Here is a 17,963-nt window from a genome sequence, read left to right as displayed (position 1 = left end):
AAGCTCCTCCGAACCGGGCAATTGCTCTTGCAACGAGCGTGCCGGTGTTGCTCATGTCACCTTTCCTACCCGGGAGTTCAGCATGTTCGAGGGAAGCGGGCCGGTAACGTTCCGGTGTCGGTACGAGGAAGACATCCGGGGGTCCGGTGGTGATGCGGCGCATGGCGGCGGCAGCCGTGCTGCTGGCTGCTGCCGTCCTGCTGCACTTCGGACTGCCCCACCACTCCTCGGCCACTCCGGGCGCGGTGTCCGCCGTGGCACCCGCAATCGAATCAGAATCCAGGACAGCGCAGGGTTCCGTGTCCGCCGCGGCTCACGCCGGTACCGGGTCGCAGTACCACGAGGCCGCCGACGACGTTCTTGCCATGCCGCCCCGGGCAGTTCACCTCGTCGAGCCGCCGTCGCTCGCCGAGGACGCGAGCGCGAGCGCGACGATTGCGTCCCTCGTCATCGTGTCCGGCATGGCGCATCCCCGGGCGGCGAGAGACGTCTGGAACCCCGGCGGCGGACTTACGCCCGACCTCGCCACCCTGCAGACCTTCCGCTGCTGATCGGCAGCGTGCTCCGCGCGACCTCCCCGCCACCGGTACGCACCACCGTCGCCGACCGAGCGTTCAACCGACGGCTCGGCACGGCTCGTTGACGCGTACCCGGACGGCGCGCAGCAGATCGACGACTCCGGTGCGGGCGTGGTGCCCACACCGTTCAACCGAGCGCACCCGCGCCTCGGCGTAAAGACCGGTCCTGGGCGGCTCGCCTACCGCCCTACGGACTTTCCGTGACATATGGGGTGAACGGTAACCAGCATTCACCCGTACCGCTTGTCGTGTTCCTGGCCGCCGACCGCGGACGGGAACAGCCCGGAAACGGAGAGGCACGTGCCACACCATCCCGAACAGTCAGAGCAGTCGGACCAATCAGAGCGAGGACGCACCGGCCGCACCCTGCCCACCGCCCGCCTGATACGCGGTGCCGCGCTGGCCGTGAGCCTGGCCCTCCTTCCTCTGGCCACGGCCTGCAGCGGGGGCGAGGACGGTGCCGCGGTGGACCGCAAGCCCTCGACCAGCCCTGTGGCCGCCGTGGCCCCTGCGAAGGTCGAGGTGATCGCCAACCTGACCGGCTGCAAGCCCAAGATCCGCATCGAGGCGGACCAACTGCGCCAGGGCCTCTGCCACACGAAGAAGGTCGACTACCTCATCACCACCTTCCCCGAGGAGAAGTACAAGCAGACCTGGCTGGACTCCGCCGCCATCTACGGGGGCAAGTACCTGGTCGGCACGCGCTGGATCCTCAGCGCGAAAGAGCCAGAGATGCTGGAGCAGTTCCGTACCAAGCTCGGCGGGACCATTCAGCAACTGCAAGGCATCGGCCCGACACCGGCGCCGAGCACGTCGTAGCGGCAGCTCCGCCCCCGACCACCGCAGCCCGCACGGGCCGGGCCACGACCGCACCGTACGACCCACCCACCCGGAGGCTCCTTCATGCCCACGGCATCGCGCCGGACCAGGACACCGCTGACCGCCCTCCTCCTGGTCGGCGCCGTGCTCGCCCTCCTTTTCGGCGGCGCCGGACCGGCCTCCGCCCACGCCACCCTGACCCGGTCCGCACCGGCCGACACCTCCGTCCTCAAGACGGCCCCGCAACACATCACGCTCGCCTTCACCGAGAACGTCAGCCTCTCCGACGGCTCCCTGCGCGTACTGTCCCCGAAGAACGAGCGGGTCGACCGCGGCGCGATCACGCACGCGGGCGGGAAGGGGAGCACCGCCCGGGTGCTGCTGCGCGGGAAGCTGGCCGAGGGTACGTACATTGTGTCCTGGCGGGTCGTCTCCGCGGACAGCCATCCAGTCTCGGGCGCGTTCACCTTCTCCATCGGCACACCATCCGCCGCCACCGCCGCAGTGCCGGACGAGTCCCCGGACGACAGCGCCGCCTCCCGCCTCTACGGCTTCTTCCGCTACGTCGCGTACGGCGGCCTCGCCCTGCTCATCGGTGTCGCCGTCTTCGCCCTCGTCTGCTGGCCCGCCGCGGCCGGGCTGCGCCCGCTGCGCAAGCTGCTGATCGGCGGCTGGACGACGCTGGCCGCCTCCACCGTCGTCCTGCTGCTGCTCCGCGGCCCTTACGAGACCGGACAAGGTCTCAGCGCGGTGGCCGACCTCTCGCTCCTGGGCCGGACCATCACCGGCAGGACCGGGGCGGCCCTGGGCACACGGCTGTTGCTGCTGGCCGGCGCAGGCGCCCTCGCGGCGCTGTTCACCGCCCGACACCGCCGCACGGCCGAGCAGACACGGCACGAGTCCGCCGCCGACGCAGCCGATGGTACGGACACGCCGTCCACCGTGGGCGCCACCGCTCTGCCCGCCGACAATTCGCAGTTCGGTACCGGGGCACGTGCGGCGGGCGCGCTGTTCGCCCTGGGCCTGGCCCTCACGTGGGCCGCGGCCGAGCACGCCTCCACCGGTATCCAAGTGCCGCTGGCGATCCCGGGGTCCGTGCTGCATCTGTTGGCCATGGCGGTGTGGCTGGGCGGTCTGGTCGCGCTGACCCTCGCCCTGTTCCGGGCACCCGCCGGCACGGTGATCCCGGCAGCGGCAGTCGCGCGCTTCTCCCGGCTGGCATTCACCGCGGTCGCCGTCCTGGTTGTCACCGGGGTCTACCAGTCCTGGCGGCAGCTCGGCTCCTTGGACGCGCTCACCACCACCGAGTACGGCAATCTCCTCAGGCTCAAGGTCGCCGCCGTGTTCCTGGTGCTGACCGCGGCTGCGTTCTCCCGCCGGTGGACCGCGCAACTCGGCCACGAACCGCAGACGACGGAAGCCCACTCGGCGGCAGAGCCGCAACGCGTACGGGTGGCGGAGCGCGTGGGCGTCAGCGCCTCCTCGGGCAGCGGCACAACCGGGGGCGGGGACAATGCCGGGCCACCCGGCCCGGGCGATCCCACCGACAGCCCCGACCCGTCCGACTGCAACCTGTCCGACCCCGACCCGTCCGGCTCCTCCCCGTCCGCGTCCGGCTCCTCTGGCCCTCCGTCCCCCTCCGACCGGTACCGGCGCGGGCTGCGCCGGTCGGTCGCCGCCGAAGCCGTCCTCGGTGTCGTCGTCCTGGCGATCACCACCGTGCTAACCGGAACCCAGCCCAGCCGCGCCGCCGAGGAGAGCGCCGCAGCTGCCACCGCGTCCCGGCGGCCCCCGGCGGCGGTGGCGACGGTCCCGTTCGACGTCGGTACGCCGAACGGGCAAGGCAAGGTGCAGATCACCTTCGACCCGGGGCAGGTCGGCGACAACACGGTGCAGGCCCTGGTGTTCGGACCCGACACCGGTGTCTCCACCGTTCCCGAACTCCGTCTCACCCTCACCCATCGCGCCCAGCGGATCGGCCCGCTGGACGCGAAGCTCGTGGACAGGAAGGGCTATTGGTGGACGGAGAGCCTGCGGCTTCCGCTGCCCGGCACCTGGACCATGCGCCTTACCGTGCGCACCACCGACATCGACCAGGTCACCGTCTCGAAGGACGTCACCATCAGGCCACTACCGGACTACTGACCGGCCACTCAAGCCTGCGCACGGGCCGCGATCCCGTCGATGCAGACGTCCAGGGAGAACTCGAAGAGCGTGTCGGGCGAGTCGGGATCCAACTCGCTGACCCGCTTCAGGTAAGGCAGTTTCTCTTCCGTCTCGGAGCGCAGCCACGGCGGCGGCAGTTGTTGCAGATCCGCGAGTTCCAGATGGGCGGGCGCGGCCACCAGCGGCTGGACCGGCCGCGCCGGCGGTCACGCCCTGATCGGCGCGGTCCTGGTGTGGGGACTGCCCCTGACAGGCTTCGGCGCCACCTCGTACCTCCCACTCGCCCTCACCCTGCTGGCCCTCGCCGGGCTGGGCGACCCATCTCCGGGACCCTGTGCTCGGCCCTGCTCCAGCACGGCACACCGGACGAACTGCGCGGACCGGTCAGCAGCCTGTGGATGGTCCAGGCCGGCGTCTCGCCGGCCCTGGGCAACGCCGCCGTCGGCTTCCTCGTCGAACTGACCAGCGCCCGCACCGCCGTGGTCACCGGCGGCCTGGTCTGCGTCGTGGCCACACTGGCGGTCGCCGCGGCCTCCCCGGCCCTGCGCCGCGCCCGGCTCACCGCGCCGCCCGCCGAAGTTCCGCGCAACGCGTCCGATGCCCGTCACGCCGGTACTGAGGTCACGGACGGGTCGATGCCCTAGCCGCAACAACTGTGGCTACGCCGACCAGGCCGACGCGCACAAGGCCGACTTCGTGGCCTGCACGAGCTACGAGGCGGACGACGTGCGCGAGGCCGGCGTCCGCTCCAACGCTCACGACGACGGCTTCACGGACAGGCCGACCAGCAGCCGCGTGAACGGATTCCATATCCGCACCGTCGTACTCATGAGGCCGGACACGTCTTCGGACTGAAAGGCCCTACCGGGCGCACGAGAACCTCACCACGTACGGAAGCTCGTTCAGGTGCACGACCAAGGCCAGGACGCTGGCAGGGGTGATGTCCTCGGCCTGCGCGGTATCTACTGAGCCGGAGCTGATGCTCCGCGAGGAGGCACATTCGATGAAAGCCGTACTCCCGGTCGGCCGGAGCGGATCCATTGGCACACTGCTGGCGGCAGCCACCTTTGCGGTGTCCGTCGCCTGTACGTCGTCGAGCGACGACGATGGCGGCGAGTCCGCGTCGTCCTGTGCGTTCCTGGTCGACTACAAGAACCGTACGTACTCGGATGTGGCGAACATCGATTTCACGGTTGAGGACAAGCTCGGTCCCGCCACCCTCCCGCCATGCGACGACACACCGAACGACGATGACGACGGTCGGACAACGCCGACCTCGACGACCGCCTATGCGGTCGAGGGGCTGGATCCCAGCATCGCCATCGCGGTGGGAGAAGAACCCGGTGACGCTCGCTTCGTCGCCGTCCACTCCGGCAACGAGATTCCTTCCGAGGTCAGAAAACTGATCAACCGCTCTTGATGCCGAGTGCGGGGCTCCGCCGCGTAGATGGCGCCCGGCACTGGTCCCGGTCCACGTCGGCTGCTGAGTGGCACCACAACCTCGCTGGGCTGCCGCACCATCTCGTGGCCGCGAACCAGGCAGTGGGCGTGCACTGACTCAGGCTCACCTCGCTGAACGGTCCGCCGTCACGGCCTAGCTCATGGCTGGTTCGTAGGCGCTGATGACGTACAGGGCTTCGTCGTCGATCGTGTTCTCGTTCCCGTCCAGGGTGATCCGTACCGGGTGCCCGTCGCCGGCGTACTCCGCCTCCGCCGTATTCACTTTGTCGCGCCGGGCCTGTTCAAGCCTCTCCAACAGGTCGCCGATCGTGGGTACTTGACCAGGTACCTGCTGCAGCGCCTGTCGGCCGTTGTCGTCAAGGCCGACGGCCTTTGCCGCTTTGCCGTCTCGGACCGTCACCCGGAAGGTCCCATGCAGGGCCTGTTCACTCGACGTCAGCGTGTACGCGTACGAGGCGGGCTCCTCCCAGGTGATCTCACTCTGTCCGATGGCGCTCTTCGGCTCAGTCCCCTCGGCGGATCCAGAGGACGTCGACGCCTCGGTGCCACAGGCAGCAGTGGCGCACATCAGCGCCCCGATCAGTACGGCAGCGGACATGAAACGGGGACCGAAGCGTACGGCAGTCATGGGCATGGTGGATCCCTCCGAGACGGCTACCGCTATGACGGTGGCCATCCCGAGAGCGTTCGGCCGGATCGCGGCCCCTGCGTCCTCGAGCAGCTGCTGCCGTGTGCCTCGTATCGCGGTCGTTCGTATTGCCTGATCGGCCGAACTCGTCTGTGGGGCGGAAGGGGTCCCGCCCCACAGACGCGGCAGGCAGTGGGTCAATTGTGCGACGACGCGGTGCGCCGCTTGGCCAGCCACCATGCTCCGCCACCGAGCACCAGCAGGGCCACGACCACCCCGCCGATGATCACGCCGGCCGAGCTTCCCTCGTCCTCCTCGGCGGCTGTGTTCTCGGTTTCGGCGCCTGCGGCCGTGGTGGCCGACTCGGTGACCGAGGGGGTAGGGGTCGGGGTGGGCGTCTCACTTGCGGTGGGGCTCGGGCTGAGGGGGGTGGCGCCCGGTGCCGCCGCCTTCAACGTCAGGACCGGCGCGGGCTGTTCGGGTTCCTCGCCGCCGCTGGGCAGCTCGATCCAGCGGGAGACTTCGCCGTCGCTGTAGGTCTCGACGGTCTTGAATGCGAGCTCCTTCGCGTCCGGCAGCTGCCGGATCTTGATCTTGTGCTCGGCGTCGACGCCGGTCTTCAGGGCGGGGCCGCCGACGGTGTACCCGTCGTCGGCGGCCTTCAGCTTCCAGCCCTTGGGAGCCTCGTCGAGCGTGACGTCACCGGGAGCGATGCCCTCGGGCAGTACGACGCGCAGTTCGGTGAAGCCGGCGGTGTCGGACTCGGCCTCGGAGACAAAGCTGAGGGTGGCCTTCTCGGCCAGGGCCTGGGGCTTGTCGGCCTCGACCTCCGCGTGCGCGGCGACCGGTGTGGCCAGGGTGAGCGTGGCAGTCAGCGCGGCGGCACCGGCGAGAGCGATGCGGCGACCGGCATGGGCCACCAGATGGGTGGACATGGACACAGGGGAACTCCTTGCTGATACGGGAAAGACCGGTCCCGCGGATGCCGGGACCGGTGACGGAGCGGAAGTGCTCCCGCCGCGGTGGTCCCCTGCGCACCACCGCGTGCTCCAGTACGTCGTCCCATGCTTGTGGCACTAGCTCGAAGGAGGTGCCCGGTCGGCGGCCGGGCAGCGTGAACAACACCCGGCCGGTGTCGTACACCGGTCGCGGCAGCACCTGGGCCAGAGCGGTCGCGGCCGCTCTGGCGAGCGTGCGGAGTGTGCCGAGCGCGGCCGTCATCCGCGCGTCCGCCCGGTGCAGCAGCCAGGCCACGACCAGCGCGGCGGCCGCATGCACGGTCGTCATCGCCGCTCCGGCGTGATGCCAGGCGTGACCGTCCCCCGCGGCGGCAGCGAGATGCCCGGCGTGCCCCGGCACCGCCGCCTGCGTGTCGCCGTCCGCGAAGGACAGCGCCAGATGGAGCACACCCTGCACCGCCAGCGTGACCACCACGGTCGCGGCCGGCCCGTAGCGGCGACGTGCCAGCGGCCAGACCACCACGAACTGGGCCACGATCGCCGCGCCCACCAGCCGCCAGGGCACCGTGCCTTCGGCGATCGCGTGGTGACCGAAGGTCGCGAGCACGGTGCCGAGCACGGCGAACAGACCGGCCCGTGTGCATGCTCCCGCGCGGCTGGCCCGGCCTGTTCCGGCACGTCCCTCATGCCCGGTCACCTGATCACGCGGCACGGTCGCTCATCTTTCCCTACCGGGTGGCGTCCGTACTGGCAACAGTGGTACGACGCCGCACGGTCAGGCCCGCTCACCGATCGCCTTGGCGAGCCGGTCCGGCGTCCGGGTGGAGAGGTAGAGGTACGGGGTGGGGTCGTCGGGGTCGAGGACCTCGACGCGCACCGCGGTGGGGATGAAGCTGCGCATCACCATGAACGCGCGCATGTCCGCCTTGTACGTCCGCCAGGCCCGCGCTTCCTCGCCGTCGAGGACCTCCGGCTGCCCCAACGCGGTCAGCGGGATGCGAGCGTCCATTACGAACAACGTGTCGCCGGTGACCCGGATGCGTGTCGATCCCTGTGCGCTGACGTACATCCCGGCCAGACAGGTGCCGATGGCCATGGCGATGAGCGCGGCGATCAGCCCGTAGGGAAGGAAGACCAGGGCCAGGGAGAGGCCGAAGAGGACGGCGATGGCCCACCAGATTCTCGGGGCGGCCAGGCGTTCGTCGTAGGCGAGTCGGCTGGGGGCGGTCACGGGCGTTCACCTTGTCGTATACGTCGGGTCGGGTGGGGCTGTTCACAGGGGCAGGAAGGCACTGGCGCGGGCGTGGTGGGCCAGGGTCGTGCCGGTGTCGATGTCGTGGAACCAGGCGTGCAGCTGCAACGACCGGTCGGCCAGCCGGGGCGCGACGCACGGGTAGTTGCTGAGCGCGTCGAGCTGCGTCAGGACGTGCCAGTGCCCGGTGGCGGTGAGGTCTCCGATCAGCGGGGCGGAGTCGTCGTCGGACTCCGTGATGCCGGAGGTCGCCAGGCTGTTGTGCATCGCCGCGGTGACGACGTCGCAGTGCGAGTGGCCGCAGACGATGATGTCCGAGACGTGCAGCTCGCTGACCGCGTACTCCATCGTCCGGCCTTCGCCGGTCGGCGTCTTCGCGTCGTATGGAGGTATCACCCCTCCGTATGTGCGCAGTTCGAAGAGGTCTCCTGGCTGAGCGGCGGTGATCAGGGCGGGTACGACGCGGGCGTCGGAGCAGGAGATGAACATCGCCCGCGGCCGGTGGCGCCGGGCGACGTCGGCCAGGTCCACGGTGTGGGCCGCCGCGCGGGCGCGGAAGACACGTGCCTGGTCGATCAGGTACTGCATGGTGCTGCCTCCCCGCTTGCGTCAGTCGGACAGTCGGTTGTCGATGAGTGCCTTGAACGCCTCGTATGAACCGGGGGTTTGGATCATGGTTCCGTCGACAAAGAAGGTCGGAGTGCCCTGCACGCCCAGTCCGAGGCCGTCACGCTGGTCGGCCTGGACGCGTCCGGCGGTCTCCGGATCGGCGAGGTCGGCGTCGAACTTCTTCATGTCCAGGCCGAGTTGCTTCGCGTAGCCGCGGAAGACGGATTCCTTCCACTCCTGTGACTCGCCCCACTCCTTCTGGGTGGTGAAGAGCTTGGTGTACATCTCCTCGAACTTGCTCTGCCGGGCGGCGGCTTCGGCGGCGCGTGCGGCCGGCTCGGCGTTGCGGTGGCCGGGCATGGGGAAGTAGCGGGCGACGAAGGTGACCCGGTCGCCGTACTCCTCGCGCAGCTTCTCCACCACCGGGTACATCGCCCCGCATGCCTCGCACTCGAAGTCCAGGAACTCCACGATGGTGAGTTCGCTCTTCTTCGGCTCGGTGAGGCGGTGGCTGCTGGCGCGCACCGGCAGGGCCTCGGCGGCGGGCTGCACGTTCACGCCGCCGGCGTCGCGGTCGTCGGGGGAGAACAGCAGGAAGGCGCCGAGGGCGGCGGCGAACGCGGCGACGAGCGCCGCGGCGACGATGAGGTGCTTCTTGATCTTCTTCACGATTCCTCGGTGGGTGCGGAGTTGGTGGTGCGGGCGGGCTGCCGGTCGCGGGCGTGCAGGCTCGCCAGGTAGGCGTTGTAGGCGGCCAGCGGGTCGTTCTCGTCGCCGCGGTCGATCTTCCGGTCGATACGGCGGGCCTCGCGCTGGTCGGAGCGGACCCACTGGATGGCCAGGATGATCGTGGTGATCAGGACGGGGATGTCGCCGGTGGCCCAGGCGATGGCCCCGGCGTCGTACTGGTCGTCCAGCGGATACTCGACCCAGGGCCGGTCGAGCGCGGACCACCAGCCCTCGCCGATCAGCGCGGTCGAGCTCATCAGCGAGATGCTGAACCAGGAGTGGAACGGCATCGTCAGGATCAGCGCGAACAGACGGCCCAGATGGGGCGGTCGGTGCGGTCCGGGGTCGATGCCGATGACGACCCAGAAGAACAGCAGTCCGACGGCCAGGAAATGCACCAGCATGAACATGTGGCCCAGATGACTGCGCATCAGGGTCTCGAAGAGCGAGCTGTAGTAGACGACGAAGGCGCTGCCGATGAACAGCACGCTCGCCACCACCGGATGCGAGATGACCTTCACGTAGCGGCTGTGCAGCAGCTTGAGGAGCATCTCCCGCGGCCCGTCCGGCTCGCCCTTGGGGGCGCGGGGCAGGGCGCGCAGGGCGAGGGTGGCGGGCGCGCCCAGGACGAGCAGGATCGGCACCGTCATCGCGAGGATCATGTGCTGGCCCATGTGCACGCTGAACAGCACCTTGCCGTAGACGGCCAGCCCGCTCATGGTCGCCAGCACGGTCACCGCCAGGCCCAGCAGCCACGAAAGGGTGCGCCCGACCGGCCACTTGTCGCCCCGGGCGCGCAACTTCAGTACGCCCGCCACGTACAGCAGGGCGGCCGCCGCGGTGCCGAACGCGAACAGCGGGTCGAAGTGCCACCGGGTGAACAGCGGCGTCCACGGGAAGTCGCCGAGCGGCGGCGGCATGGGGAAGCCCAGCAACTCCTCGGCGGAGGAGAGCGACGCGTCCTCGGCACCGGGCGCCGGGGTACGTGACAGGCCCACCGCGAGGCCCATCGCGGCGGCCATGAGCAGCAGTTCGCCGGCCGCGAGCCGGACGAACGCCCGTCGGCTGCCGTCCGCGAGAGCGGGCAGCGTGCGGCGGCGGTGCCACCAGCCGACGGCACCGAGCAGGGCGAGCGCGACCGCCTTGCCGATGACCATCAGCCCGTACCGGCTGGTGAACACGTCGCCCAGGGACGGGAGCCGGACCGCGGCATTGACGATGCCGCTGGCCGCGACCGCGAGCAGCGCCCAGCCGGCGAGGGGACTGAAGCGGCGGGCTGCGGCCGCCGTGTCCGGCTCCCGCCGGGCCGCGACGACCAGCACGAAGACCAGCCCGCCGACCCACAGGGCCACACCGGCCAAGTGCAGCGCGAGGCTGGTGACCGCCGCGTCATGGTTGCCGGAAGCCGAGGAGTGGCCGGTGAAGGCGGGCGGCAGCAGTCCGGCGAGGGCCACCAGGAGCGCCAGGCGGGCCCAGCGCGCCGTACCGATGCCCACGCAGAGCGTCCCGATGACGCCTCCGGCGGCCACCATCAGGGCATACGACCGCCCTTGGGCATCCGTGGATACGAAGTCGGCCAGCACAGCGGGGGACACGACGTCGCCGACCGGCCGGGCGAACAGGTCCGAGAGCGTGAACACCAGGGTGGCGGCCGAGGCGGCAGCCCACAACGCCCCTGCCGCCACAGCCCAGTTGAGGTAACGCAGCTGCGTGGGGCCGAGCCTCTTGCCGCCCGGCAGCAGGACGACGACCAGGAGCAGCGAGCCGACGGTGGCCACCGCGGCGGCATTCGTGACGGTGCGGGCCACGGGCAGCCCCCAGGCGGTCACGACCCCCGCGTCCGGGATCCCGGGGATCTCGGACGTCGCGCCGCCACCGGCGCGCACGGCGGCCACTGTCACGGCTACGGCGAGGCCGACCGATGCGACCAGCACGAGGGACAGAGGCGGTAGCCGCCGGGTCTTGGTGGTGTCAGTGGCCACGACCGGCTCGCCTCCGCCGCGCCATAATCCCGCCCGCGGCCGCCACGGCGACGGCCAGCACACCGGCACCGATCAGCATGGTGCCGCCCGCGTCCGAAGACTCGCCACCGGCCTGGTCCGACTCGGGCTGCCGAGCCGGCGCATTGGCCGATTCCGCCGCACGCGGAGACGGGCTGGGACTGTCCGTCTGCTTGACGGTGAAGGTGTACGAGCCCGAGACGGGATGGCCGTCGGCGGAGACGACCCGATAGCCCACGGTGTAGCGGCCGGCTGGGGAGCCGGTGTCGAGGGGAAGGCTGACGGCCCTGCCCTCGACCTGCGGGTCGCCCGCGGCGGCCGAGGCGCCGCCTGGGCCGGTGACGGCGACCTTGGAGTACTTCTGAGTCATCGCGTCGCTGAAGGACAGCGCGATGCGCGGGGGCAGTCCGGCGAGTGTGGCGCCCGTGCCCGGACTGGTGGTATCGAGTTCGGTGTGGGCTGCGGCCTGCGGGGCGGTAGTGGCCAGGACCGCCAGGGCGGCGGGTGCGACGAGGGTGCGTGCCGCCGTGCGGACGGCACGCCGGTCGGTGACGTTCATGACGCGGGACTCTCTGTGGCCCCGGCGACGTGGCCACCGGGGTGGAGGGACCGGCCCGCCGGGCGGCCCTCGCGTCAGACCCGTCAGGGCATGCAGGGGGCGCCGATCGGCGTCGGCCGGAGAAGGGCGAATGGGCCGTGCCCGGCGGACGGCGGAGCCCTGCCCTCGTTCAACCGCACGAGCAGCACCGACATCAGCGGCGAGGTGCTGTCGGGGAGCGCGATCTGCGGACCGGTGCTGTGACGGCCGTTCAGCAGCGGCCAGACGAACACGAGCAGGCGTCGTAGGGCGGCCAGCAGCGGCCTGCTCTGCCACAGCAACCGCTCCGTGACGCCCATCAGACGGGCGGCGAGCAGCAAGGTGATCAGGTGCCCGGCGAGCAGCACACCGGGCGGCGGCCCGGACGCCGCGTCGTGCTCGACCAGCCAGGACGAGCCGCCGAAGGTGCCGTCCTGTCCCGTCACCGCCACGCAGGCACCCGGCAACGAGTAGGCGAGGTGGTAGGCGAGTTGCGCGAGGGCGAGTACGCCCAGCAGCTGGGTGTCCGTCAGCCGATGCCGCGTCAGAACCGCCGCGCCCGGCCCGGCCACCGCCGCCATCCCGACCACGATGACCCACCGCGGCGCATGCCCCTGCGACAGGACATGTCCGGCCAGCGGCAGCAGCACACACAGCACTGCCAGCAGCCCGGCCCGTAGTGCGCGCAGCGCACCGGACGTCGGCGAGCCGGCTTGTGTCGGGTGGGGCGGTCGCATCAGGTCGCGGCTTTCGGGAGTCCGTCGCTGGTTCGGACGGGGAGCGGATGGCGGCCTACGGGACTGCAGAACCCGTACGCCCTGGAAGCGTACCGACCGACTCGCCGACCCGTTCACGACAGGGTGGGGCTCGTGACGCCGCCACTTGGGAACGATCACTGGTTGGCAAATTTCCGCAGGTCAGAGGCCTGCTAACGGACATGACAACGGTCACCGATGCAGCCTTTGGTGATTCGCGAACCCATGCGTTTCACTGCATGCGAGGCATCCGTCGCGAGGGGGAAGGCGTACAGCATGAGTGACCACAGTCATGAGCACGGCCCGGCGCACGAGCGCGGAGCGGGCGGGCACGCCGGGCACTCCCACGGCGTCTCCGCGGACGCCGATCGCCGCTGGTTGGGGATCGCGCTCACGCTGATCACGGCGTTCATGGCGATCGAGGTCGTCATCGGCATCATCGCCCAGTCCCTCGCCCTCATCTCCGACGCGGCCCACATGCTGACCGACGCCGTGTCCATCGTCCTCGCACTGATCGCCATGCGGCTGTCCGCACGCCCCGCCCGCGGCGGCTTCACCTACGGCCTCAAGCGAGCCGAGATCCTGTCCGCCCAGGCCAACGGCCTGACCCTGCTCCTGCTCGGCGCCTGGCTGGCGTACGAGGCCGTGCACCGCCTGATCGATCCGCCGGAGGTGGAGGGCGGGCTGGTGTTCGGCACAGCACTCGCCGGGATCGTGGTGAACATCGCAGCCGCCTGGTGCATCTCCAAGGCCAACCGCTCCTCGCTCAATGTCGAGGGCGCCTACCAGCACATCCTCAACGACCTGTTCGCCTTCGTCGGCACCGCGGTGGCTGGTCTGATCGTGCTGCTCACCGGGTTCGCCCGCGCCGACGGCATCGCCACGCTCGTGGTCGTCGCGCTGATGGTGAAGGCCGGGTACGGGCTGCTGCGCGAGTCGGGCCGGATATTCCTGGAGGCCGCCCCGGCTGATGTCGACCCCGACACGCTCGGTGACAAGCTCGTCGCCCAGACGGCCGTCGTCGAGGTCCACGACCTGCACGTCTGGCAGATCACCTCCGGCCAGTCCGCCCTGTCCGCACACGTCCTGGTCGAGCCCGGCGGCGACTGCCACGCCGTCCGCCGAGACCTGGAGGAACTGCTGCGGCACGACTACGGCATCACTCACAGCACCCTTCAGGTGGACCACGCTCCGGAGAAGATGTTGCAGTTGGCCCTGCCCGGTGACTCTGCGGGCGACGCATCGCACTGCGAGGCTCCGCACGGCCCGGTCCACAGAGGAGAGCCGCACAAGCACTGATCGCCTCTGCACCCGACCCGAGGCAGCGCTGCGACCAGACACGCGGTTCGCGACGAGGAAAGGTCACTTCCGACGACGCAGCCAGGCCGGGGCCCGCCGCTTCCACGGCAGATGCCGAGGCCACACCCACAGAGACGGTTGCGCCCAGCGTTTCGACCGCGGCGGTTGCCGCGCGGATGAGGATGCCGTAGCTACGCGTCGTCGAAGAGCGCTACCTCCGGGCGACCCACGGCACCGCCTACGTCGAGTACGGGGCTTCATCCGGCTCTGGCCCGATCACGCAGGAGAGCCTCGTCGGATTGGCCGAGCCCTGGAGAATCAGTGGTCGGCGGAGGTGCGGCGGCTGCTGTGCGGCACCTGTCCGCCGCCAGGCCAGCGAAGGGCCGGATCGCCGGGGAGAACGCGCTCGGCGGCAACCGCCGCGCGGTTCATCCTGCTCGCACCATCTGGTGCGGCGAGAATCGAATTGCCAGGCCAACAAAGAGCCTGGCTCCGGTGGGTGTGAGGCTGAGACAAATAGCGCGGCCTGCCTTTGAGACAGTCAGAAGAACCGCAGGTCAAGGCAATCCGACTGGGCGGACGGGTTGAGAACCTACAACGTGTTTGGTACCCGCGACGGTCGTCACGGGAACATGGGCGGACGGCATCCGGATGCGTCAGGCTGCCCCGAATGCCGGATACCTCAGGCGGCCCCGGATGCCGGAGACGTCAGGCGGCCCCGGATACCGGATGCGCCGGGCGACCCCGGATGCCGTGTGCACCTCCGTGCCCACTACCTCCGCCTGTCCGCCCTCGCGATCGCCTTCGCGATCTTCTGGGCGTCCAGGGCGAGTTCGCGGAGCATGCCGCTGATGGGGTTGGTGAAGCCGGTGAAGTAGAGGCCGGGGGCGTTGTTCGGGGTGCGGGGGCCGTGGACGACTGGGCGGCCGCGTTCGTCCAGGACGCCGAGGTGGCCGACGAGGTCTTCCAGGGCGCGGCGGTAGCCGGTCGCGGCGATGACGACGTCCGGGCCGATCCGGTCGCCGTTCGCGAGGACGACCTTGCCGTCCTCGAAACCGTCGACGGCGGACACGATCTCGACCTGCCCCTTGCGCACGGCGTCGATCAGGCCGACGTCCTGCACCGGGATCGAGCCCTCGTTCACGCGGGAGTAGAGCCCGGTGTCGGGCCGGGGAAGGCCGTGGGCCGACAGGTCCGGCACGCTGATCTTCCCCACCGGCCCGGCCAGCCGGTCCACCAAGGAGACCGGCAGCCGCCGTACGAGAATCCCGGTGCGCTGGGCGGGCCACCCGGCCGTGGACCGGCGCAGGATGTGCGGCGCGGTACGCACCGAGAGCCGTACGCGCGAGGCCCCGCCCTCGACGAGGTCGACGGCGATCTCGGCGCCCGTGTTGCCGATGCCGACGACGAGGACGTCGCGGCCGGCGTAGGGGGCGGCGTTGCGGTACTGGCCCGCGTGCAGGAGCTCGCCGCTGTACGCGTCGCGGCCCGGCCAGTCGGGCACGTGGGGCGTGTGGTTGTAGCCGGTGGCGATCACGACCGCGCTACCGGTCAGCTCGCGCCCGCCGGTGGCCCGCAACAGCCAGCCGGTGCCGTCCGCGGCGGGCTCCACGCGGGAGACCTCCACCCCGGTGACCACCTCGAGCTCGTGGTATTCCGCGTACTTCTCCAGATACCGCACCACGTTGTCCCGCGAGACCCAGCGCCCGAACGAGCGCGGCATCGCCAGGCCAGGCAGGGACGACAACCTCCGGGTCGTATGCAGATGCAGCCGGTCGTAATGCCGCCGCCAGGACGCCCCGACATGCTCGGATCGCTCGAGTACGACGGCTCGTACGCCCTGGGCGCGCAGGGCGTACGCCGCGGAGAGTCCGCCCGGGCCGCCGCCGATGACGTACACGGGTCGGTCTTCGTGGGACGGCACCGCGTGGTGCGTTTCAGGACGCGTCGCGTCGGAAGAGTCGGCCATGCGCCAGAGCGTATTCACCACGTCACTTGATGGGTATCGGTCAAGCCCGGAATCGATTGCGAATCGATCACGGCTGTGGGGAGAGTGGGTGGGATTCGTGGCGCTCCTGCTGCGGCACCGCGTATCCGGGAACGGACGGCCACCGCACGGTCAGCACCACCGACTCCTCCTCCGCGACCCAGGAGTGGTCCACTCCGTGGCCCCATATGACGTAGTCGCCCTGGCGTTCCAGCAGGACGCTGCGGCCGGGGAGTTCGACCCGGAAGCGGCCGCTGATGAGAACCAGCAGGGCCGTGCGTTCCTCGCCCCGCACCCATTGCGCTCGCTCGTCACCGCTGGGGTGGATGCCCCACTTGATCTCCACCGCGTCGCTCTGCCGAGGGTCACCCTCGTCCTTGAAGTGCCCGAGCAGCCATCCGCGGTCCAGCGCCGCGTCCTTGCCCGCGTTGCCCACGTACACGCCGTCGTCCATCACGCCGTCGTCCATGCGGTCGAACGCTAACACCGGCCGACTGGGCTCTGTCGCGGCCGGCTACGGGAAGAGTCTCGCCTCCGCCCGGTCTTGCGTGACCGCCGCGCATCCGCTGAACTGACGTATCGTCAGATTCCTTCGACCGCAGGGAAATCCATGGACACGATCTGGCTCACCGGTGCGGAATGGGGCGCCGTGCTGCGTATCGGGCTCGGGCTGTGGTGGCTGGAGAGCTGGCGGCACAAGGACAAGAAGGCGTGGTTCGAGCGGGGAACGGGGATCGCTTGGGCGGCGGATGTCGCGGCGAAGCACCGCTGGACCGCCGTGCGCAGCGGCTTCGACGTCGTCGTCGCGCCTCGGCCGAGGGCCATGGCGTACGTCGTCGTGTATGCGGAACTCGCCCTGGGACTAGGCCTGATCGTCGGCTTCCTGACTCCGATCGCCCTGGTCGGCGGCCTGCTCCTCAACCTCCTCTACCTCGTCCTCATGATCCACGACTGGGCCGAGCAGGGGCAGAACTCGATGATGGCGCTGATTTCCCTGGTGGCGTTGTTCGGGATGTCCTGGCAGACGTGGTCGCTGGACAGCGCACTGGGGCTGTTCTGATGGCGGCGGCGCGATTCGATGTGCCGGAGGGGGATGCCTTCACGCGGGCGTACTGGGAGGCGGCCGGCCGGGGGGAGCTGCTCCTGCGGCGGTGCGGGGCGTGCGGGCGGGCCCATCACTACCCGCGCGAGTTCTGCCCGTACTGCTGGAGCGAGGACGTGGCCTGGGAGCGGGCGAGCGGGCGCGCCGCGCTCTACACCTGGTCGGTGGTCCACCGTAACGATCTCCCGCCCTTCGGGAGTCGTACGCCGTACGTGGCTGCCGTCGTCGATCTCGCCGAGGGGCCGCGGATGATGACCGAGGTGGTGGACTGCGAGGAGGGCGCGCTGCGGGCCGGGATGGGGCTTGAGGTGACGTTCCGGGAGGCGGGGGAGGGGGCGGGGGAGGACGCGGCGGATGTCGTGGTGCCGGTGTTCCGGCCCCGGATGTGAGGCGTGAAGACGTACGGGTTTCAATGGGGCGATGGCCCATGTCCAAGCGCGGTTCCTCGTCCGTCCGTTCCCCGAACTGCACGGCCACGGACTGCGGTTGTGTTCCTGGGACCCGGAGTCCGACCGTGATGTGGAGGCGTGGCTGCGCGGCAGGACCGACCCGGAGTTCCAGCGCTGGAACACGCCGCTCAAGACGGTCACCGACGTCGACGGCGCCCGGGACGCGCTCCGCTCGCGGGCCGAGAACGCGGCCGACGGTAGCGCCGCCTCCTTCCGCGTCACGGACGAGACCACCGGCGCGACGCTCGGCGATATCGGCGTCCACACGATCCACACCGCCACACGCTGCGCCCGCGTCGGCTACTGGGTCCTTCCAGAGGCCCGTGGTCACCGGGTCGCGACGCGTGCGCTGGCGCTCGTCTCCCGCTGGGCCCTCACCGAACTCGGCCTCCACCGCCTGGAGTTGGGCCACGCCCTCGGGCACGACGCCTCCTGCCACATCGCGAACCGCTGCGGCTTTCTCCTCGAGGGCACCCTGCGCGACGCGATGTTCGAGGCGGGCCGCCGCGACGCGTTCCGGGACGTCCACCTGCACGCCCGGCTCGCCACGGATCCGGAGCCGGCCGCTCCGCGATGAGCTGCGAGTCACCCCT

At 70.5% G+C, this 17,963-nt stretch carries 22 protein-coding genes; 11 read left to right on the top strand and 11 right to left on the bottom strand.

The window, feature by feature from the left end; translation table 11 throughout:
• Positions 1–161 precede the first annotated feature (161 nt).
• The 3 genes from OHT21_RS19555 to OHT21_RS19545 all read left to right on the top strand — a co-directional run bounded on the left by OHT21_RS19555 (position 162) and on the right by OHT21_RS19545 (position 3,542).
• Entirely contained in the window at positions 162–551 is a 390-nt protein-coding gene (locus OHT21_RS19555) for a hypothetical protein (protein WP_328769635.1), read from the top strand.
• 327 nt (positions 552–878) lie between these two features.
• The gene (locus tag OHT21_RS19550) at positions 879–1,397 is read left to right on the top strand and encodes a hypothetical protein (protein ID WP_443050394.1); all 519 of its coding nucleotides are present in this window, start codon (positions 879–881) and stop codon (positions 1,395–1,397) included.
• 84 nt (positions 1,398–1,481) lie between these two features.
• Positions 1,482–3,542, top strand: coding sequence for a copper resistance CopC/CopD family protein (locus OHT21_RS19545; RefSeq protein WP_328769634.1), 2,061 nt, complete (start codon positions 1,482–1,484; stop codon positions 3,540–3,542).
• 8 nt (positions 3,543–3,550) lie between these two features.
• Here the strand turns inward: OHT21_RS19545 and OHT21_RS19540 are convergent, their stop codons facing one another.
• The gene (locus tag OHT21_RS19540; RefSeq protein ID WP_328769633.1) at positions 3,551–3,742 is read right to left on the bottom strand and encodes a hypothetical protein; all 192 of its coding nucleotides are present in this window, start codon (positions 3,740–3,742) and stop codon (positions 3,551–3,553) included.
• A 219-nt stretch (positions 3,743–3,961) separates the two neighbouring features.
• On the opposite strand from OHT21_RS19540, the gene OHT21_RS19535 reads away from it, so the two are divergent.
• From OHT21_RS19535 to OHT21_RS19525, 3 genes are all read left to right on the top strand, one after another.
• Positions 3,962–4,207: a hypothetical protein gene (locus OHT21_RS19535; protein ID WP_328769632.1), complete on the top strand. Its 246-nt coding sequence runs from the start codon at positions 3,962–3,964 to the stop codon at positions 4,205–4,207.
• Between the two features lie 52 nt (positions 4,208–4,259).
• Entirely contained in the window at positions 4,260–4,418 is a 159-nt protein-coding gene (locus OHT21_RS19530) for a hypothetical protein (RefSeq protein ID WP_328769631.1), read from the top strand.
• 148 nt (positions 4,419–4,566) lie between these two features.
• Positions 4,567–4,983 (top strand): DUF6281 family protein, encoded by a 417-nt coding sequence (locus OHT21_RS19525; RefSeq protein ID WP_328769630.1) that lies wholly within the window; start codon positions 4,567–4,569, stop codon positions 4,981–4,983.
• A 174-nt stretch (positions 4,984–5,157) separates the two neighbouring features.
• On the opposite strand, the gene OHT21_RS19520 is transcribed toward OHT21_RS19525, so the two are convergent.
• Positions 5,158–5,652 (bottom strand): DUF6174 domain-containing protein, encoded by a 495-nt coding sequence (locus tag OHT21_RS19520; protein WP_328769629.1) that lies wholly within the window; start codon positions 5,650–5,652, stop codon positions 5,158–5,160.
• Between the two features lie 197 nt (positions 5,653–5,849).
• Entirely contained in the window at positions 5,850–6,587 is a 738-nt protein-coding gene (locus OHT21_RS19515; protein ID WP_328769628.1) for a DUF1775 domain-containing protein, read from the bottom strand.
• 155 nt (positions 6,588–6,742) lie between these two features.
• Between OHT21_RS19515 and OHT21_RS19510 the strand changes: the two genes are divergently transcribed.
• Entirely contained in the window at positions 6,743–6,955 is a 213-nt protein-coding gene (locus OHT21_RS19510; protein WP_328769627.1) for a hypothetical protein, read from the top strand.
• Between the two features lie 431 nt (positions 6,956–7,386).
• Here OHT21_RS19510 and OHT21_RS19505 read toward each other — a convergent pair whose 3' ends face one another.
• From OHT21_RS19505 to OHT21_RS19480, 6 genes are all read right to left on the bottom strand, one after another.
• Positions 7,387–7,842, bottom strand: coding sequence for a DUF3093 domain-containing protein (locus tag OHT21_RS19505; RefSeq protein ID WP_328769626.1), 456 nt, complete (start codon positions 7,840–7,842; stop codon positions 7,387–7,389).
• A 42-nt stretch (positions 7,843–7,884) separates the two neighbouring features.
• A complete protein-coding gene (locus OHT21_RS19500) occupies positions 7,885–8,451 on the bottom strand; it encodes a carbonic anhydrase (RefSeq protein ID WP_328769625.1) in 567 nt (188 codons plus the stop codon).
• A gap of 21 nt (positions 8,452–8,472) precedes the next feature.
• Positions 8,473–9,141 carry a DsbA family protein gene (locus tag OHT21_RS19495; protein WP_328769624.1) on the bottom strand — a complete coding sequence of 223 codons (669 nt, stop codon included), beginning with the start codon at positions 9,139–9,141 and terminating at the stop codon, positions 8,473–8,475.
• On the bottom strand, positions 9,138–11,183 hold the full coding sequence (locus tag OHT21_RS19490) for a cytochrome c oxidase assembly protein (protein ID WP_328769623.1): 2,046 nt from the start codon (positions 11,181–11,183) through the stop codon (positions 9,138–9,140). The genes OHT21_RS19495 and OHT21_RS19490 overlap by 4 nt, the downstream gene beginning before the upstream one ends.
• Positions 11,173–11,760, bottom strand: coding sequence for a copper resistance CopC family protein (locus OHT21_RS19485; protein WP_328769622.1), 588 nt, complete (start codon positions 11,758–11,760; stop codon positions 11,173–11,175). The genes OHT21_RS19490 and OHT21_RS19485 overlap by 11 nt, the downstream gene beginning before the upstream one ends.
• Before the next feature lie 83 nt (positions 11,761–11,843).
• The gene (locus tag OHT21_RS19480; RefSeq protein WP_328769621.1) at positions 11,844–12,515 is read right to left on the bottom strand and encodes a hypothetical protein; all 672 of its coding nucleotides are present in this window, start codon (positions 12,513–12,515) and stop codon (positions 11,844–11,846) included.
• Between the two features lie 294 nt (positions 12,516–12,809).
• Between OHT21_RS19480 and OHT21_RS19475 the strand changes: the two genes are divergently transcribed.
• Entirely contained in the window at positions 12,810–13,832 is a 1,023-nt protein-coding gene (locus OHT21_RS19475; protein WP_328769620.1) for a cation diffusion facilitator family transporter, read from the top strand.
• A gap of 772 nt (positions 13,833–14,604) precedes the next feature.
• Here OHT21_RS19475 and OHT21_RS19470 read toward each other — a convergent pair.
• On the bottom strand, positions 14,605–15,801 hold the full coding sequence (locus tag OHT21_RS19470; protein ID WP_328769619.1) for a flavin-containing monooxygenase: 1,197 nt from the start codon (positions 15,799–15,801) through the stop codon (positions 14,605–14,607).
• Between the two features lie 67 nt (positions 15,802–15,868).
• A complete protein-coding gene (locus OHT21_RS19465; RefSeq protein ID WP_328774152.1) occupies positions 15,869–16,273 on the bottom strand; it encodes a signal peptidase I in 405 nt (134 codons plus the stop codon).
• Between the two features lie 156 nt (positions 16,274–16,429).
• Here OHT21_RS19465 and OHT21_RS19460 point away from each other — a divergent pair, with 156 nt between their 5' ends.
• From OHT21_RS19460 to OHT21_RS19450, 3 genes are read left to right on the top strand one after another with little or no spacing between them, the layout of a single operon-like run.
• Positions 16,430–16,879 (top strand): DoxX family protein, encoded by a 450-nt coding sequence (locus OHT21_RS19460; protein ID WP_328769618.1) that lies wholly within the window; start codon positions 16,430–16,432, stop codon positions 16,877–16,879.
• Positions 16,879–17,310 carry a Zn-ribbon domain-containing OB-fold protein gene (locus OHT21_RS19455; protein ID WP_328769617.1) on the top strand — a complete coding sequence of 144 codons (432 nt, stop codon included), beginning with the start codon at positions 16,879–16,881 and terminating at the stop codon, positions 17,308–17,310. The genes OHT21_RS19460 and OHT21_RS19455 overlap by 1 nt, the downstream gene beginning before the upstream one ends.
• Positions 17,311–17,341: 31 nt before the next feature.
• Positions 17,342–17,947, top strand: a complete 606-nt coding sequence (locus OHT21_RS19450) for a GNAT family N-acetyltransferase (protein ID WP_328769616.1) — start codon at positions 17,342–17,344, stop codon at positions 17,945–17,947.
• Positions 17,948–17,963: the final 16 nt, after the last annotated feature.

It is taken from the genome of Streptomyces sp. NBC_00286 (assembly GCF_036173125.1).
Classification (GTDB): domain Bacteria; phylum Actinomycetota; class Actinomycetes; order Streptomycetales; family Streptomycetaceae; genus Streptomyces.
This window is presented reverse-complemented; position numbering and strand designations above follow the sequence as displayed.

What these genes read in the sequence shown, in the direction of transcription:
- OHT21_RS19535 (WP_328769632.1), top strand. Translation starts at nt 3,962, where the DNA reads ATGGTCCAGGCCGGCGTCTCGCCGGCCCTGGGCAACGCCGCCGTCGGC.
- OHT21_RS19545 (WP_328769634.1), top strand. Translation starts at nt 1,482, where the DNA reads ATGCCCACGGCATCGCGCCGGACCAGGACACCGCTGACCGCCCTCCTC.
- OHT21_RS19480 (WP_328769621.1), bottom strand. Translation starts at nt 12,515, where the DNA reads ATGCGACCGCCCCACCCGACACAAGCCGGCTCGCCGACGTCCGGTGCG.
- OHT21_RS19555 (WP_328769635.1), top strand. Translation starts at nt 162, where the DNA reads ATGGCGGCGGCAGCCGTGCTGCTGGCTGCTGCCGTCCTGCTGCACTTC.
- OHT21_RS19460 (WP_328769618.1), top strand. Translation starts at nt 16,430, where the DNA reads ATGGACACGATCTGGCTCACCGGTGCGGAATGGGGCGCCGTGCTGCGT.
- OHT21_RS19485 (WP_328769622.1), bottom strand. Translation starts at nt 11,760, where the DNA reads ATGAACGTCACCGACCGGCGTGCCGTCCGCACGGCGGCACGCACCCTC.
- OHT21_RS19520 (WP_328769629.1), bottom strand. Translation starts at nt 5,652, where the DNA reads ATGACTGCCGTACGCTTCGGTCCCCGTTTCATGTCCGCTGCCGTACTG.
- OHT21_RS19465 (WP_328774152.1), bottom strand. Translation starts at nt 16,273, where the DNA reads ATGGACGACGGCGTGTACGTGGGCAACGCGGGCAAGGACGCGGCGCTG.
- OHT21_RS19475 (WP_328769620.1), top strand. Translation starts at nt 12,810, where the DNA reads ATGAGTGACCACAGTCATGAGCACGGCCCGGCGCACGAGCGCGGAGCG.
- OHT21_RS19515 (WP_328769628.1), bottom strand. Translation starts at nt 6,587, where the DNA reads ATGTCCACCCATCTGGTGGCCCATGCCGGTCGCCGCATCGCTCTCGCC.
- OHT21_RS19455 (WP_328769617.1), top strand. Translation starts at nt 16,879, where the DNA reads ATGGCGGCGGCGCGATTCGATGTGCCGGAGGGGGATGCCTTCACGCGG.
- OHT21_RS19450 (WP_328769616.1), top strand. Translation starts at nt 17,342, where the DNA reads ATGGCCCATGTCCAAGCGCGGTTCCTCGTCCGTCCGTTCCCCGAACTG.
- OHT21_RS19525 (WP_328769630.1), top strand. Translation starts at nt 4,567, where the DNA reads ATGAAAGCCGTACTCCCGGTCGGCCGGAGCGGATCCATTGGCACACTG.
- OHT21_RS19500 (WP_328769625.1), bottom strand. Translation starts at nt 8,451, where the DNA reads ATGCAGTACCTGATCGACCAGGCACGTGTCTTCCGCGCCCGCGCGGCG.
- OHT21_RS19470 (WP_328769619.1), bottom strand. Translation starts at nt 15,801, where the DNA reads ATGGCCGACTCTTCCGACGCGACGCGTCCTGAAACGCACCACGCGGTG.